The sequence below is a fragment of the Mycoplasma sp. NEAQ87857 genome (genome assembly GCF_009792315.1).
In the GTDB taxonomy this organism is placed as follows: domain Bacteria; phylum Bacillota_I; class Bacilli_A; order Mycoplasmatales; family Metamycoplasmataceae; genus Mycoplasmopsis.
Genome location: NZ_CP045542.1, coordinates 1 through 16,549, shown reverse-complemented (window position 1 = coordinate 16,549; position 16,549 = coordinate 1). Strand labels below are relative to the sequence as shown.

General features: G+C 24.4%; 16 protein-coding genes. 5 read left to right on the top strand and 11 right to left on the bottom strand.

Translation table 4 applies throughout. The annotated features are described in order from the left end of the window. Positions 1-83: 83 nt before the first annotated feature. Positions 84-1,457 (top strand): M17 family metallopeptidase, encoded by a 1,374-nt coding sequence (locus GE118_RS00080; protein WP_158763434.1) that lies wholly within the window; start codon positions 84-86, stop codon positions 1,455-1,457. Between the two features lie 51 nt (positions 1,458-1,508). Here the strand turns inward: GE118_RS00080 and GE118_RS00075 are convergent, their stop codons facing one another. From GE118_RS00075 to pyrH, 7 genes are all read right to left on the bottom strand, one after another. Beyond that, positions 1,509-3,653, bottom strand: a complete 2,145-nt coding sequence (locus GE118_RS00075) for an MIP family Ig-specific serine endopeptidase (RefSeq protein ID WP_158763433.1) — start codon at positions 3,651-3,653, stop codon at positions 1,509-1,511. A 107-nt stretch (positions 3,654-3,760) separates the two neighbouring features. Further along, positions 3,761-4,333 (bottom strand): hypothetical protein, encoded by a 573-nt coding sequence (locus tag GE118_RS00070; RefSeq protein WP_158763432.1) that lies wholly within the window; start codon positions 4,331-4,333, stop codon positions 3,761-3,763. Then, entirely contained in the window at positions 4,333-5,646 is a 1,314-nt protein-coding gene (locus GE118_RS00065) for a hypothetical protein (RefSeq protein ID WP_158763431.1), read from the bottom strand. Before GE118_RS00065 ends, GE118_RS00070 begins: the two co-directional genes overlap by 1 nt. 211 nt (positions 5,647-5,857) lie before the next feature. Next, on the bottom strand, positions 5,858-6,151 hold the full coding sequence (locus tag GE118_RS00060; protein ID WP_255473571.1) for a thioredoxin family protein: 294 nt from the start codon (positions 6,149-6,151) through the stop codon (positions 5,858-5,860). Between the two features lie 73 nt (positions 6,152-6,224). Further along, positions 6,225-7,883, bottom strand: coding sequence for an IS1634 family transposase (locus GE118_RS00055; protein WP_158763429.1), 1,659 nt, complete (start codon positions 7,881-7,883; stop codon positions 6,225-6,227). Positions 7,884-8,580: 697 nt separating this feature from the next. Further along, entirely contained in the window at positions 8,581-9,132 is a 552-nt protein-coding gene (gene frr / locus GE118_RS00050) for a ribosome recycling factor (protein ID WP_158763428.1), read from the bottom strand. Beyond that, complete coding sequence (pyrH, locus tag GE118_RS00045) at positions 9,132-9,848, bottom strand: UMP kinase (protein ID WP_370452047.1); 717 nt, start codon at positions 9,846-9,848, stop codon at positions 9,132-9,134. The genes frr and pyrH overlap by 1 nt, the downstream gene beginning before the upstream one ends. 188 nt (positions 9,849-10,036) lie before the next feature. Here pyrH and GE118_RS00040 point away from each other — a divergent pair, with 188 nt between their 5' ends. Next, the gene (locus GE118_RS00040) at positions 10,037-10,969 is read left to right on the top strand and encodes a Cof-type HAD-IIB family hydrolase (protein WP_158763427.1); all 933 of its coding nucleotides are present in this window, start codon (positions 10,037-10,039) and stop codon (positions 10,967-10,969) included. Between the two features lies 1 nt (position 10,970). Then, entirely contained in the window at positions 10,971-11,651 is a 681-nt protein-coding gene (locus tag GE118_RS00035; RefSeq protein ID WP_158763426.1) for a ribonuclease HIII, read from the top strand. Between the two features lie 28 nt (positions 11,652-11,679). Here the strand turns inward: GE118_RS00035 and GE118_RS00030 are convergent, their stop codons facing one another. Then, positions 11,680-12,198, bottom strand: a complete 519-nt coding sequence (locus GE118_RS00030; RefSeq protein ID WP_158763425.1) for a hypothetical protein — start codon at positions 12,196-12,198, stop codon at positions 11,680-11,682. Positions 12,199-12,242: 44 nt separating this feature from the next. On the opposite strand from GE118_RS00030, the gene GE118_RS00025 reads away from it, so the two are divergent. Both GE118_RS00025 and GE118_RS00020 read left to right on the top strand, forming a co-directional pair. Beyond that, on the top strand, positions 12,243-12,857 hold the full coding sequence (locus tag GE118_RS00025) for a ribonuclease HII (protein ID WP_158763424.1): 615 nt from the start codon (positions 12,243-12,245) through the stop codon (positions 12,855-12,857). After that, positions 12,845-13,546 (top strand): hypothetical protein, encoded by a 702-nt coding sequence (locus tag GE118_RS00020; protein WP_158763423.1) that lies wholly within the window; start codon positions 12,845-12,847, stop codon positions 13,544-13,546. Before GE118_RS00025 ends, GE118_RS00020 begins: the two co-directional genes overlap by 13 nt. 16 nt (positions 13,547-13,562) lie before the next feature. Here the strand turns inward: GE118_RS00020 and GE118_RS00015 are convergent, their stop codons facing one another. The 3 genes from GE118_RS00015 to GE118_RS00005 all read right to left on the bottom strand — a co-directional run bounded on the left by GE118_RS00015 (position 13,563) and on the right by GE118_RS00005 (position 16,511). Then, positions 13,563-13,790: an RNA-binding S4 domain-containing protein gene (locus GE118_RS00015; RefSeq protein ID WP_158763422.1), complete on the bottom strand. Its 228-nt coding sequence runs from the start codon at positions 13,788-13,790 to the stop codon at positions 13,563-13,565. Positions 13,791-13,798: 8 nt separating this feature from the next. Beyond that, positions 13,799-14,914 carry a DNA polymerase III subunit beta gene (gene dnaN, locus GE118_RS00010; RefSeq protein ID WP_158763421.1) on the bottom strand — a complete coding sequence of 372 codons (1,116 nt, stop codon included), beginning with the start codon at positions 14,912-14,914 and terminating at the stop codon, positions 13,799-13,801. Positions 14,915-15,056: 142 nt separating this feature from the next. Then, positions 15,057-16,511, bottom strand: coding sequence for a DnaA ATPase domain-containing protein (locus GE118_RS00005; RefSeq protein ID WP_158763420.1), 1,455 nt, complete (start codon positions 16,509-16,511; stop codon positions 15,057-15,059). Positions 16,512-16,549: the final 38 nt, after the last annotated feature.

The window sequence follows — 16,549 nt, the reverse complement described above, 5'->3', positions numbered from 1 at the left end:
TACTAATATTTTGACTAATCACATAAGTTATTTAATAAAGTAGTAAAATATGTTACATAATTTATATATGAAAGGACAAATAAATGATTAAAAAAATCGATAATTCAAGAAATAATTTTATGCTTGTTAAAGCAGTTTTTAAAGGTGAAGAATTTCCTAAAACTGTTGTTGAAAAAAATAATGTTCTTACAGAATATTTAGAACAAAACCAAGCTTTAGTATTTATGGGAGAAAAAGATAAATTAAACCACAAAGGTTTAGTATCTTTAGCTAAAAGTTTATTCACATCTCAAGTTAGAGATTTACAAATTGATTTAGATACATTTGTAACTGAAAAATTAACTATTGCTGAAGTTGTTAGTGCTTTTGTTGATACATACAACTACGTTAAAGCAGATATTTATAGTGCTAAAACTAAAAAAGACGAAGATAAATTTGAAGTTAGCTTCTATACATCAGCTAATGAATCTTCATATAAAGAAGCTTTTAAAAAAACTTCAGTAATTTCTGAAGCTGTTAACTTTGCTAGAAACCTTCAAGTTACACCTCCAAACATTTGTAACTCAGAATGATTAGCAGAACACGTTGTTAATGATTTAAAACAATATGACAACTTAAAAGTTACTGTTTTAACTAAAAAAGAAATTGAAGAACACAAAATGGGATTATTACTTTCAGTTAACCGTGGAAGTATGTATGAACCTAGAGTTGTAGTTATTGAATACAATGGTGATGATTCTACTGAAGATAAAACCGTTTATGTTGGAAAAGGTATTACTTTTGACTCTGGAGGATATAGTTTAAAACCAGGTAGAAGTATGCTTGGAATGAAATTTGATATGTCTGGGTCAGCTTTTGTAGCTAGTGCTTTAAAAGCTATTGCACAATTAAAACCTAAAGCTAATGTAGCTGCAGTTATGTGTATTACAGATAACAGAGTTAATGGAGATGCTTCATTACCTGATTCAGTATGAACAAGTATGAATGGTAAAACAGTTGAAATTAACAACACAGATGCCGAAGGTAGATTAGTTATGGCTGATGGATTAACATATGCTGTAAGAAACTTAAAAGCTACAAGATTAGTTGATGTTGCAACTTTAACAGGAGCTATTTTAGTTGCTTTAGGACACACATACACAGGTGTATGAGCAACTAGTGAACAAGCTTGAAATGATTTAGAAAAAGCTGCTAAAGATCAACATGAATTAGTATGAAGAATGCCTTTAGATGAAGCATTTGCAAAAGAAATTAGAAATTCTGTTGTTGCTGATTTAAAAAACACTGATCTTTCAGGAGTAGGTGGAGGTAGTTCATCTGCAGCTATGTTTTTAAAAGAATTTACTGAAGATGTTGAATACATTCACTTAGATGTTGCAGGAACTGCAGATATTGCTTCTAGACCTACTGGAGTTATGGTTAAAACTTTAGTTCAATTAGCTTTAAATAATAAATAATTTAATATCAAAAAATAGACAGAAGTTATATCTGTCTATTTTTATTTATCATTAAATTCCATTAGGGAATAACTTAGTACTAAAGCTATTTTGCCCATAAATTTTTCTTAACATTTCTCTATATGAATTAATTTGCATTGGGTATTTATTCTTATCTGTGCCATCAATTAAGTTATATGGATATACTGTAAGATCATTAGTAGTAAAAGTTCTATTTTGCACAAATGGAACAAAAACTGGATTATATGAATTTTGATAGCTATCATTAATTAAAACAGTACCTGTTCCTTCATTTCCTCATAATAACCCAATAGGTAATCCTTGTTGATCTAAAGTTAATGAACCACTCATACCACCTACAATTTGATTAACTGAAAAGATTCTATATGATACTCCATAAAAATAAGATTTGGTTAGATTGTTAAATACTGTATTATTCTTATCGCCAACTTGTTTATTATTAAAATCATAATCTAAATAAATATAAGGTCGATCTAAATCAAAACCTTTATACCCTAGTTGATTTTCATAACCTTTAACTACATTGGTAAATGTTTGGCTTTTATCTACAAAAAATGGAAAACCCGCATAATATAAATTACTTGGATATCAATAAGTTTTATCACTTAAATAAGTATTTATATAATTACTTAAATCATTAATTTTATTTATGGTATTAGGTCCTATTTGATCAAATTCTAACGGTGTATAATCATCAAAGAAATGTCTTCTAGCATATACCATTGTGTCATAATTAACAGTTGCATAAGGTAATGAATAATCTGTATTTCTTATAAAATTAGATTTATTTGTATATTTAGAATAACTACTATCTAAAGCACTAATAGCATCTTTAATGTGTTCGGTCATTAATTTTCATTCAATGTTTTGTTGTTTTAATAAGTATTTAATTGCTGCTTGATTATAATCGTTTGGATATAAAATATCATTTTGATTTAAAGCTTGATTTAAATTAATGTCTCATTCTAAAACAGCAAAATCACTATAATAATTTTTATTAGCTATATTTTGTGTATTTTGAGTAAAGTTTTGAGCTAAAAAGATTACTTTTGGAATTGAATTTGGTTTTAAAATTCTATAAGCAAAATTTTTATTAAATTTTGTATTCTTTGCTCATTTTTTAACTCCTACTGAAGCACTATTTTTAACATCAAAACCAATATAAAAATCTTTAATTGGATTATTAGATCTATTAGGCTGAGCTCATTCTTGATAATCATTAGGTCCATAAATATCAACCGCTACGTGATAATTGGTTGCTAAAAACAACTTATAATTACCATCATTATCAACTTTATGATAATCTAATAATCAAGCAGTTCCACCAGAATACCCACCATCGTTAAAATCTCATCTAAGAGCAAATGAACGACTTAATATATGATTCACATAATCTTGATTTGTGTCATAAAACAATTTTGTATCAAATGGTGTTTCGTTATATTTTCTTAGTTCTGGGTGTGAATTATAATAATTTAATACTTGATCATTTGATAGTATTTGATCATTATTAATTGTATCTGGTTGATTTATTAAAGGTTTAGAGCTACTTGTATCTCTATTATTAACACTTGTATTATCTGTATTTTGATGATTAGTTAAATCGTTGTTAGTTTTATCGTTTGAATTTGAATTACTTTCTTGATTTTTGTTATTAACATTTTTAGTAGGAGTTTTATCCATACCTTCATTTGATGTGTTAGTATCATTTTTTGTATCTTTATTTTTATTATTATTGTTTTGATCGGTATTAGGCTCTTCTATTACTTTGTTATTCTCGTTATTAATTGATGTATCTATTTTATTATCTTGATTATTTTTATTGTTTAACGTATTATTTGTTTGCTTATTATCTTTATTTATTGGTTTTTGATTTTTTAAATCACTATTTTCATTATTGGTAGAATGATTATCTTGATTTGATTGCTTATTATTATTTGGTTCAATAACATCTTTTTTATTTAAATCATCCTTGAGCTGTTTTTCTTTTTTGTCGTTTGGTTTAAATGCTTTATTATCAGTATTATTACTTTTATCTGATTTTTTGTTATTGTTTGTAGTTTCTTTTCCTTTAACAGGTTTTTTATTCAAATTTGAACAAGAAACAGCTATTAAAGGTAATGTTACAAGAGTTGAAACAGTGGAATTAAGTCATATATTTTTCAAAGCTTTCATAATTAAATTATATTTTAATTACCTATTAGCAGTTTAAAAATAATAAAAACCTAACAATAGAAATTGTTAGGTTTAATCATTAAAAAATTAATATAGCTTATATTTTATTAATCTAAATATTTTTTATAATCTAATCCAATTCATTGTCATTCACAATTTACATCACTTTTACTTGATTCATAGTGAGATGAACAATATTTATATTCGGTTCTTTCTTTTGAATACTCAATATGTCTTTTAATTCTATTGGTTTTATGAAGATGACCACCATTACCAATTGGTGAGTAATATTCACAATATCAAATTAAAACACCATTATCAAATCTTGCTTCCATATGATAATCAATTTCTGCAGTATACTCTTTTTTAGAATAACTGGTTAAATCATACATATATGTAGAATCACCATCTAGCTTACCATTTTTGAATGTAATTGTAGCTTTTTTAAAGTTATCTCCATAATACATTTCTTGAGCACCTTTTAATAAACCATTACTATAATTTAATTTAATTTTAGGTTTACCATTAGGAAAATTAATCACCCTTGCTCCATTAATACCATTATCATTGTATTCAAATGAATCTAAAATAACATCTTTATTTTTAATCTTTGCATAAAGGGTAATTTTTTTATCAAATACATTATGATCAAAATAAATGATTTGTGATTGTTCAGCCATTATTTATCCCCTTTAGTTGTTAGTTTATTGTTTTTCTTAAATAATCTAGCATCTTCTAATATGCTTTGAATTTTTGATGTAAATTCATTAAATAAATTACCACAATTTTCACAAATATAGCTATTACATAGCGATTTATTAATTGCGTTATGGTTTTTTGAAATTAAAATTCTTGGAAGTTCAGCAAGTTTTTTATTAAATTTAATCAAGATGTATATTGATAATGATGTAATTGCTATAAATCCTAAATCAACAATTAATAAAATTCAATTTGCTTTAAATCCAGTTTTAGAAACAAGAATACCAAAAACAAGTACTAAAATAGAAGTTAAGAAAATTAAACTTATTGTTGTTAATTTAACAACTTTATTTTTCAATCCTAATTTTTGATTATCTTTAATTGTTTTATTAATTAAATTATAATTATCAACATATTTTTTTAAACCAATGTATGCAATATATTTTTCATATCTTTTTTCAATGGTGTCTTCGCCTTGAACTTCAATATGATTAATAAATGAAGAAACAATTTTTTTATAAGACTCAGAATATAAATCATCAGAATTCATATTCTCTACAATTTCTGTTAATTTAGCCTTAACTTTTGATCATGGTTGAATTGGTGAAATATCATTATTGAAATCAAATTTATTAATGTTTTGCAACATTGAAAAGAAGTTATATCTTGAATTATGATCTTTAATTTTTAAAACACCTATAGACATGAAATAATTAAAATAAACTAATTTTACTTTCTTTCAAGTTTGATAATCTGATAAATTAGCAATCTTTTCTTTTAATATTTTAATATTTGCAACATTATCATTTAAAGTTCCTTTTACTAAACAATCATATGTTAGTAAAACATCTAAATCTTTAATAAGATCATCTCCGAATAAGTAAGATATTTCTGCTTTAATACCCCCATATTCTTCTGCAGTAGTTTGATAGTCTTTGAATAAAATGTTTTTTACATTATTGTGATTTTTACCTAATAGTAATAAAAAATCTACCATCAATTTATTATTGCTATCCAGCTCATTAGGAGTTCATAAATTCGCAGCTTGTCATAAGTTATCATTTAAAGTTAAATAATGAGATTGATAAATATGATCATTTTCTATTCTGCTTCTTTTATAAACATTTTTTCATACTGATTTTTCTATAATATCAAGAAAATTATAAGGAATAGTTAATTCAGTAGTTATAAAAGCTGTATCTAATATTTGATCAGTATTGTAGCTAGCAATGGATGTATTGTTCTTTTTATCATTTAAAGTTGGTAAATCATCCTTTAGAAATTCTATTTCCACTTTATACCTCCTAAAGTTAAGTTATGGAATAAAAATATCACTTAATCTTAATATACCTAAAATAAATATATTTATTTAAGGTTTGTAAGCATTAAACAACAAAACATACCAAATAATACTCGTATAATATATATATATATATATGAATAATCGATACAAAAAAAGTTAATAAATAAGTAAATAAAAAAGCAGATTATACTGCTTTTATATCTTAAATTTTTTTATCAATTCAATTACTTAAGATTTCTTCAGGAATATATTCATATCCTTTTTCAACTATCTCTTGGCCTTTAAGTAAGATAAAAGTTGGAACTCTTAAAACGTTTCATTTATTATCAACTTCTCTAAATAACTTAGCTTCTTCAGCATCTACTTCAATAAATGTAACATTTTTCTTATTTTGATATTTTTCTGATAATCTTTGTATTACAGGTTTCATCATTTTACAATCACCACATCATTTGGTGGTAAAAGTTAGAAAAATTAATTTGTCCTGAGTTTCCAAGTTTTAACAAAAAACGATAAAAAGAGCATTTTATTGCTCTTTTTTTAACTTTTTCAAAAATTTACATTGTAATTTAAGGTTTTTGAGTTTCTAATATCTTTTTGATAATAGCAAAATCATTTAAATATTGCATATTATCTTTATTTTCTATTAATTTTTCAGTGATAATTTTTGAATTTATCACTTCAACATATTTATTAGCACTTAAAATTGCTTTTATTAATCTTGTGTTAGTAAATCTTTCGTTTTTAACACCTAATACAGGTTCTAAGTTTTTATTTACTAAAGTTAGTAAATATCTCATAAGAACCAATGATATAAAGCATAAAAGAAAATATCCTTCAATGTGTTTGTCACTTCGCACATACACAGGTCTGATTCTTAAAGCGTTTTTTAATGTTCTAAAGTTTTCTTCAACTTGTCATTGTTTTGCATATAAATCAACAACATCTTGAACTGTAAGATCGTGTCTTGATGTTTCGTAAGCGTATAAACCATCAAACTTTTTATCTCTCTCGATTTTTTCATAATCTAACTTGTATGAAGTTGTTTTACCATTTTCAATTTCTTTAAAGAATTTGTATTTTTTACCAGCAAGCAAATCAGCTTGAGCAACAATACCATTTTTAGCTTTTTTATTGAAATTATCAATAAGAATTTGTCTATCTTGTTTATCTTTTTTAGCACGTTTTTCACTATAAGTTATTATTCTACGTCTAGTTCTTCCGTTTGGACGTTTTTTCTGTCATAGCGATTCATAAGTTTCTTCTTTAAATTTAAAATTATCTAAATCAACATATCCTTCAGGATCTTGAGCGAATAATTTAGTTCTTTTAGTAGCGATTTTTAATCTGTAAGAGATTATAAAATCAATATTATTTTGTTCTAGGAATCTAATGTTTTTATTGGTACTCATTCCTCTATCAGCAATTATTGTAACCATTCTAAGGTTGTAAATTTTCTTGATTTCGTTGATAAATGGAATGAAAGTATTTGGGTCAGCTGTATTGCCTTTAAATAATTTGTAATGGATTGGAATACCATTTTCATCAGTGATTAAACCCACTACAATTTGATCTTCTTTGAATTTTCCATCTTTTGAATATCCAGGGTGTTTAAGACCTAAACTTGTAAAAGTTTCAAAATATACAGTTGATGAATCAAATCACATAACATCAACAGATCTTAGGTTTTTAGAAATTAATGAATTATTGATGTTTTTTAAAATAGTTGTTTTATTATCTGAAAGATAATCTAAAGAGTTGTAAAATGTAGTCTTTTTTGAATCAAATTCAATTTCATAATCAGGAATACTTTCAAAAGTTTTAATAAGACTTTGTTGTTTTAGGATACGTGTTGAAATTATAAATTTCAATATTTTTATTAATTCTTTTGATCTTGTTTCTTTTGTCTTCTCAAAAATATCCAAGTCATCAATTGTGTTAAATAAAACTTGATGACCATAATTAACAACTTTTGATTCAACAACTGAATTTTTAAGAACTTTATTTACTTCTTGCAAAATTTTGTCTTTAGGTCATTCAGGATCTCAACTAACACAAGCTTCTTTTAAGAGATTAATTGGGTCTTTTGTAGATTTTTCTAATTTTTCTAAATTCCCCAAACCAATACTTCTCTTATAACCTCTAGCATGACCATTTGAGATAGCTGCTGTGATGTAGTATGTGTCTTTTCTTTTACTTCTAACAATAATTCACTTTTCTTTTTTCATACTCCTAATTATACCATAATTACAATGTAATTATGTGGAAAAAATAATTTTTTTACTATACGTAGTATAGTAAGTGTGGAAAAGTGCTAAAAAATTGGTCAAAACTTGGAAACACAGGAATAACAAAAATACACTTAATTAAGTGTATTTTTTAATTATCTTTTTTTTATATTATTAACAACAATTAAAAATTCATAAATTAATTCAATTAATTACAATGTAATTTCAGGTAAAACACGTTTTTATGCTTAAAAAATAATTATTTTTAATGTTTTTGCTTAAACTTGGAAAGTTTTTTAGGGTTGTTTCCCACTTTATACCTAAAATAAAAAATCAAATATTTTGTTTAAAATTTCTTTTGTAGTTAGGTGTTGTTTATATTACTAAAACATAAGAAAGACAGGCGTTTTAGTCATTTTTATCAATGCAATTTATGTTATAATAGAAATTCTTTTTTAACGAATAGAATTAATTTATTTTTTTATTTTTATATTAATTTTTAAAGAGTTTCCCACTTTATACCTAAAATAAAAAAATCATATATTTTACTTAAAATTTCTTTTGCAGTTAATTAAAAGTAAATTTACCAAAACATAAGTAACACAAGCGTTTTAGTAAATTTTTGCTAATTAATTTATGTTATAATAAACAGAATTAAATAAGACAAAAACACGGAATTTTCCGTGTTTTTAAATAATTATATAGTCATTAAATCTTTTTCTTTTTCACTAGCGATTGAGTTAATTTTATCAATTTGTTTATCTACATTTTTTTGAACTACATCTAAATATCTTTTTTGTTCATCTTCTGATAATTCTTCATCGTTTTTAATTGCTTTATTTGCATCTTGACGAGCGTTTCTAACTCCAACTTTAGCTGTTTCTGTGTATTTAGATAAGTTTTTAACCATTTCTCTACGTCTATCTGTTGTTAAAGGTGGAAATGTAATTCTAATTTGATTACCTTCATCAATTGGTAAAACACCTAAATTAGCTTTATCTAAAGCTTTTACAATTTCTTTGATAGAAGTAATATCATAAGGTTTGATTAATAATTGTTGTGGTTCTGGAACACTAATGTTTGCTAATTCTTCTAATGGTGTTTGTGTATCATAATACATTACTCTTACACCTTTTACAATTTGCGGGTTAGCTCTACCTGTTGAAATTTTTGATAATTCAAAACGATAATGACTAATTGCTTTTTCACATTTTTCTTCAAAATCTAATAAATATAATTCTAATTCCATTATTTAGTAACCTCCGTATGTTTTATTGTTCCTTCTAATGCTCTTAATATAGAATTTTCTTCTAATAAGTTAAATACAATTAAATCTATATTATTGTCTCTTGCCATACTTGTGGCAGTTAAGTCCATAACTTGTAATTTCTTTTCTAAAATATCATCATAAGTAATGTGGTCGAATCTTTTTGCATCTTTGTTAACTTTTGGATCTGAATCATAAATTCCATCAATATTATTTTTTCCCATTAAAATAACATCTGCTCCTATTTCTGAAGCATATAATGTTGCTGCTGTATCTGTTGTAAAATAAGGTCTACCTGTTCCACCAACAAATATCACAACTTCACCTTCTTCAAGGAATTTAATAGCTTTTTCATTAATGTAATATTCCGCTACTCTTTTATCGATGTTTAATGAACTTTGAACTCTTGCAGTTAATCCTGCGTGTTCAAATCCACTTCTTAAAGCTAATCCATTCATAATAGTAGCTAACATTCCTATATAATCAGCTCTATTTCTTGGAATTCCATTTTTTTCTGCTGATGCACCTCTTCAGAAGTTTCCCCCACCAATAACAATAGATACTTGAATTCCTCTTTTAACCACTTCTTTTAATTGATTTGCTATTTTTGAAACTAAACCATAATCAATAGCTAAATGTTTTTCCTTATTAGCAAAACCTTCTCCCGAAAGTTTTAATAAAATTCTTTTATATTTCATTATTTCTCCACTCAAAATTAAATTAATATTTGTTTAATTATATAAAATTTGACCTATCTTTTTATTCCCTTTTTATATATTTAGCATAAAACTATAAAAATATTTGCTTTTATCAAAGGTGGAAATATAACCACATTAATAAAAAAGTGTATAATTATATAACACTTTTATTTTAAAAAGGAGACAAAATGGAAGAAATTTTAATTAAACAAGATAATAATAAAGACAAATTTTTATTTGCTATAGATTTAGATGGAACTACATTACAATCTAGTGCTACAGGACAAATTCATGATTTAACCTTAAATGCTATCAAAAGAGCTATTAATGAAGGTCATATTGTATGTATTCTTACAGGAAGACCTTGAAGAAGTACTAAATTTATTTATGATACATTAGGTTTAAAAACCGTAGTAGGAAATTACAATGGAGCACACATTCATCATCCATATGATGATGAATTTATCCCTTATATTAAATATTTAAACTTAAATGAAGCTTTATATATTTTAGGTGATGAAAAAGTTAAAAACGAATTAACTAATATCGCTATTGAAGGACCTGATTGAGTTCAATTACAACATCGTGATGAGGATTTAGAAAAAGTTTTCGGATTCAAAACAACTTCAAAATTAAGAATTGGTTTAGATTTTCATAAATTACCTTTAATGCCTACAGGTATTATTTTTGATGTTAAAAAAACTACTAATGTAGAAGGATTAAGAAGATATTTAAAAGCAAGATATGGAGATTTAGCTGAATTTTCATATTGATCTAAAGGAGAAGGGTTATCTCCTGTGTTTGATATGACTAATATCACAGCAAACAAAGGTAAAGCTTTAAGTATGCTTATTCGTTATTATGATATCCCTATTGAAAATACTATTGCTATAGGAGATGGGTTTAATGATGTTCCTATGTTTAAAGTAGCTAATATTTCTGTAGCTATGGGTAACTCAACCAAAGATGTAAAAAAATATGCAACTATTTTAATTAATAAAAGTAATAAAGATGGTGGAGTTGGTTATTATATTAATAAATTCTTAGACAACCCTGAAAACGAAATCAAAAAATCTAACGCAAGAAGAAGTAAAATTTCTCAAGTTGCTGAAAGCGAATAATATGCGTTTTTTTGATGATATCAATAAATTTAATTTAAATAATGAATTAATTTTAGGGGTTGATGAAACAGGTGTTGGTGATTATTTTACACCTATTATTGCTTGTAGTTGTATTGTCAAAGATAAACAACTTTTAAATGATTTAGATATTAAGGATTCTAAAAAATTAAGCGATAAACAAATTCTAAAAATAGCACCAATTATAATGAAAAAAGTTGATTATAGCGTTTATAAACTAACTCAAGAAGGTTATAACAAATTAACTTCTAAATATAACGCTAATGAAATTAAATTTTTCATTCATCAGCATTCAATTAATAATTTATTAAACAAAATAAATTATTTACCTAGTTTAATATTAATTGATAAATATTCAACCACTAATTCAATATTAAAATATTATGATAAATTGTTATTTCAAAATAACTGAAGCAATTTAAAAGATTTTGATATAAACACTTTATTATTAAATAAAGCTGAAGATATTGATATATCTGTAGCTTGTGCTAGTATTATTGCTCGATATTTCTTATTAAAACATATGGAAGAGCAAAATAAAGAATGAAAATTTGATTTTTTATTTGGTGCCAGTACTAAAGTTAAAGATCAAATTACTGAATTTAGTAATTTATATGGTGAAAATAATTTAATAAAAGTTTTGAAATTAAACTTCAAAAGATAAAGAAAAATCTCTTTTAAAAGAGATTTTTTTATACAGTTTCTTCTTTGATATATTTAGAACTTTTTATACCGCAAGTAGGACAAGTTAAATATTGATGATCATCATCAAATTGAATATATCCAACGTTATTATTATAGTGTCTTGTATATTCTTCTTTTTGACCTAAAAATTTTAATTTTAAAACCGGTATATTATATACTTTAGCATCAGGGTTACCAATTTCATCAATTTTGATCACTGAATGCATCCATAAATCATGACCTATTAAAATATTTTTTTGAATAAGTTTTTTTTCTTCTTCACTAAAAAATTCATTAATTTCATCATACATTTTAGTTAATGCTTTTTCAAGATCTTCTTTTGGTGCTTGATCAGCATATTCTTTAGAAAAAACTTCTATAAATTTATTTTTATCAAATAAATTTATTTGCTTTTTTTCATATACATCAAGAAAATGTTCATACACATTAGTTTCAGCTATTTTACCAAATAAAAAAGCATCTTCTCTATTGCATTTTTCACATTTTACAAATACTTGTTGAGCCATAAACACTCCTTAAAAATTGAGTTATTTTAATATATAATAATTTTATGTTAAATTATGAAAAAGATAACATAAAAGGTATAACTTATATTGCTGGAGTTGATGAAGTTGGTAGAGGTTGTGTTTGTGGTCCTATGGTTGTTTGTGCTGTAATTATGCCTAAAGATTTAACAAATGATTTAATTAATGACTCTAAAAAATTATCTCCTAAAAAGAGAGAATTTTTATATCAATGAATTTTAGATAATGCAATTAGTTATTCAATAATTGAATTAAGTTCTGCAATTGTTGATGAATTAAATCCTAAACAATGTTCAAGATACGGAATGCAACAAGCTATTAATTTATTAGATATTAAACCTGAGTTAATACTAACTGATTTTGAAAAAATTGATACACCTATCTCTCAAATTAATTTGGTTAAGGGTGATAGCGTTTCTTTTAATATAGCTTGTGCTAGTATTGTAGCTAAGGTTTATAGGGATAGAATTATGGAAGAACTTGCTCTTATATACCCTAAATATCATTTTGAAAAACATAAAGGATATTTAACTAAACAACATAAATTAGCACTTCAAGAAAATAAAATTATTAAACATTTGTATAGATTTTCTTATAAACCTATACAAGAAATGTCAAAGGAGAAAAAATGAGATATTTAATAGGTCCAGTTATTTTAATCACTATATTACTTTTTTATAGTTTATTATATTTTTATAAGAAATATATTCGAATATTTCATGATGATATTTTGTTACCATATGATAAAAAAGAATCGTTATATAGATTTTTATGATCATTAGGTTGTTTGGTTATTGCTGGTGTTTTATTTGGTTTAGTTTTTGTTGTTCCTTATGATAAAAAATTAAATATTGATATGTATTTTTGATGAACTATAGTGGTATTTTCAGGTATCTCATTTATTATTTTTTGTATTATTAGTTTTTATTTTGCAAAAATCGTTCTTGACAAAGTTGATCCTATTTATATTTCAAAAGAAGAAGTAGAAGATTTTGTAATTGAAGAATATTTATCTTACGATTTAAGAAAAGCTTTCATTACAAGAAAAAGTTCTAAAAATTATACTAGAGAATTAAATATGGAAGATTTTATTCGTGAAAAATTAGTTTTTGTCTTTTGAAATAAAAATATTTATTATTCTAAATTAGTTAAAGCAACAATTGAATTTGCTTTAAGTGATTTACAAAATATTAATCGGGAATTTGTAAATTTAGATCAAAAAGTAAGAGTTATTTACGGAATATTATTTGTTTCTAAATATCTAAGACCTAAATTTAATTTTGCTAACGATTTATTTATTAATAAGTTTCTTGAAATGTATAAAAAATAACATAGCTTGTGCTATGTTATTTTTCTTCTGGTTGATCTAGTGATTCCACTTTAATTAATGTGTTATTAACTCAAACAATGTCTCCAGGTCTAATTTTGCTTGATCTTCCTTTAGCTTGCTCTCCATTTATTTTTACATCATTATATAATAGAAAACTTTTTGCTGCTCCTCCTGTAGGAACTTCATCAATCTTTTTAAGAAATTGACTAACTTTAATTGAATCTCCTTTTATCTTTACTATCATTTCTCTCCTTAATATCTTCTTAGTGGTGTAATTAATTGAATGTTTTCTGGGTTAGCATTAGAAGTAAATAATAATTTATCTTCTCTTGGACTAACTTTAATTTTGATGGTTCCGTTTTCTAAAACATTTACTGCATCTTTTATATATTGATAATCTATATCAATGTCAAACTCATTACCATCAAGTTCATAATTCTTTGTAAATGCTTCTCCTGTACCAATCTCAGGAACTTCATAAACAACTTTAATACCTTCTTTTTTAAATGAAAATTGCAATCTTCTTGCTTTGTCTGAATTTATAAAAATAGCTTTGTTAATTAATTTTGATAATTCATCTTTTTCTATTGTAATGCATTTATTATATTCTGTTTGTAAAATAGGTTGAATATCTAAATAATTTAAATTTAATAATGAGGTTTGAATCACTGTATTTTCATAAGAAACACCAAATTTTGAATTATTAAAGAATATTGAAACTTTATTTGGAGCATCTTTTGTAATAATCTTTTTAAGATTTTTTGCATCAATAGTTGCATTAATATTTATATTTTTTGGTATTGATAATGTTTCAGTAGATAATCTATATGAATCAGTTGCTGAAAAACGAATTTTAGAATCGTTATTACATCTTAAATTAATACACTTATAAAGAACAACATTTAGTCTTTCTGTTAATGAACTTGTAGAAACTGAAACATCTGATACAACTTTTTCGAATTTTCTAGAACTGATTTCAAATTTATTTTCGCTATCACTAAAATCAATAATAGGAAACTTTTCATTTTCAATAGTAGTTAATTCAAATCTTGTTGTTCCTTCATAAATATCTACTACTCCATCATTAAAATCAAATGTAATTCTTTTATCAAACTTTTTAATAATATTTTTTAAAATGTTTGCATTAATTATCATTCTACCTGTTCTTTCAAGTTGAATAACATCTTCATCAACTTGGATTACTTTTTTTGCCTCCATAGTTGATGTTGCAGAAGTAAGAGTTAAATAGCTTGTATTTAATTCAAAGTTTATACAACGAAAAGGAATAAAACTATCTGTGTTATCAATATAGTTAGATAAAAAATCAACGGTATCTTCGATGTTTCTTTTTAATATACTAAATTTCATAATATCTCCTTAAATTTCTAAATGAATATTATAAGTGTTAATAATGTGGATAATTTATCAAAAAGTTTAATTTAACTATATTTATATAATAAAAATAAACTTTTTAGCAAATATATAATTGTTAATAACTTATGAATAACTATTAACTTATTCCACAAACACGTTCTTCTATAATCTCCATTACTTTATCTCATGATTTTTTATCATCAGCATTCTTGTACTTTTTAAAAGCGTTTAAAACAGTAGAATGATCTCTATTAAATATTTTACCAATTTCAACAGATGTTAGTTTTAACATTTGATGAATTAAGTTCATAGAAATATGTCTAGCAAGAACAACATCTGAGATTCTTGTTTTACCTACAACTTCCTTAATATTAACGTTATAGTATTTAGCAACTTCTTTAATAATGCTTTCAGGACTTACATTGTTAGTATCTTTTACAATGTTTTTAAAAGCTTCTAATATAACTTCATAAGAATTGTTTTTGTTTAATTGATCTTTATAGAATTTAATTCTGTTAATTGCTCCTGAAAGTGAATTTATTGAACCTGAATGATTTTTAATAATGAAGTTTCTAGACTGAACATCTAAAAGCTGAGGCTCAATATCGCTCTTGTTTAATAAAAATTCTAAAATAACACCCATTTCATCTTTAGAAGGTTGTTCAATGTAAGAATAAAAACCACTACTTAATCTAGTTGATAATCTATTATCAAACATTTCTAATAAATCTTTAAACGATTTTGAACTTGTTAAGATGGTTGTTTTGTTAGATTGTAATCTATTGTCAATAATTTTAGAAATAAAGTTTTTAGTAGCTTTCTTTTGACCTTCACCAAAAACTTGAAAATCATCAATTCCTAATATATCAACACTACTAAAAGCATTAATTATTTCAGTTAAAATTGATTGATTGTTTTCTTGTAATAAAGGAGCAATTTCTAATGAAAAGTTATGAGAATCGATAAAAATATACGATTTTCCTTTATTTTTAAAGAAATTTATACAAGAAGATAATAAATGTGTTTTACCTAATCCTGAATTAGAACTAATTAAAATAAGTTTAATATCAGAATCTTGAGAACAAATTTGCTCACAAACAGAAACAGCTTCTCTGTTAAAATTTAATTTTATTAAGTTGTCAAAAGTGTAATCACTATTTAATTTAGATAATGAAGTTAAATTACTTAAAGAAAATGTAGGTTTGTTACTTTCTTTAATCTCTTCGTTATGAAAAATATTAATTTTTTCATCACTTTTAAATGATTTAGGTGCTTCATCTTTTGGTGTATCGTTTTGATTATTTTGATTTACTATTTCATATTTTTTATTTGCTCCAAAAATACTTTTGATAGCTAATTTAATTTGACTTGAATAGCTCTTTTTGAAGAATGCAAGAGAACTATTTTGAGTTGGGATATAAATTAAAATATTTTTATCATCAATTTGTAAAATTTGCATTTTTTTGATGAATGATTGATAAATCATATTATCTAAAATTTCGTTTTTTAAGAAGTCTTTTAACTCTTCTGTAAAACTATTTAAATTATTTTGATTATTTGTTATTAAGTTATAAGAATCCATTTTATTCATACTATAATTTTACTTGATATTTTAATAAATTAAAGTAT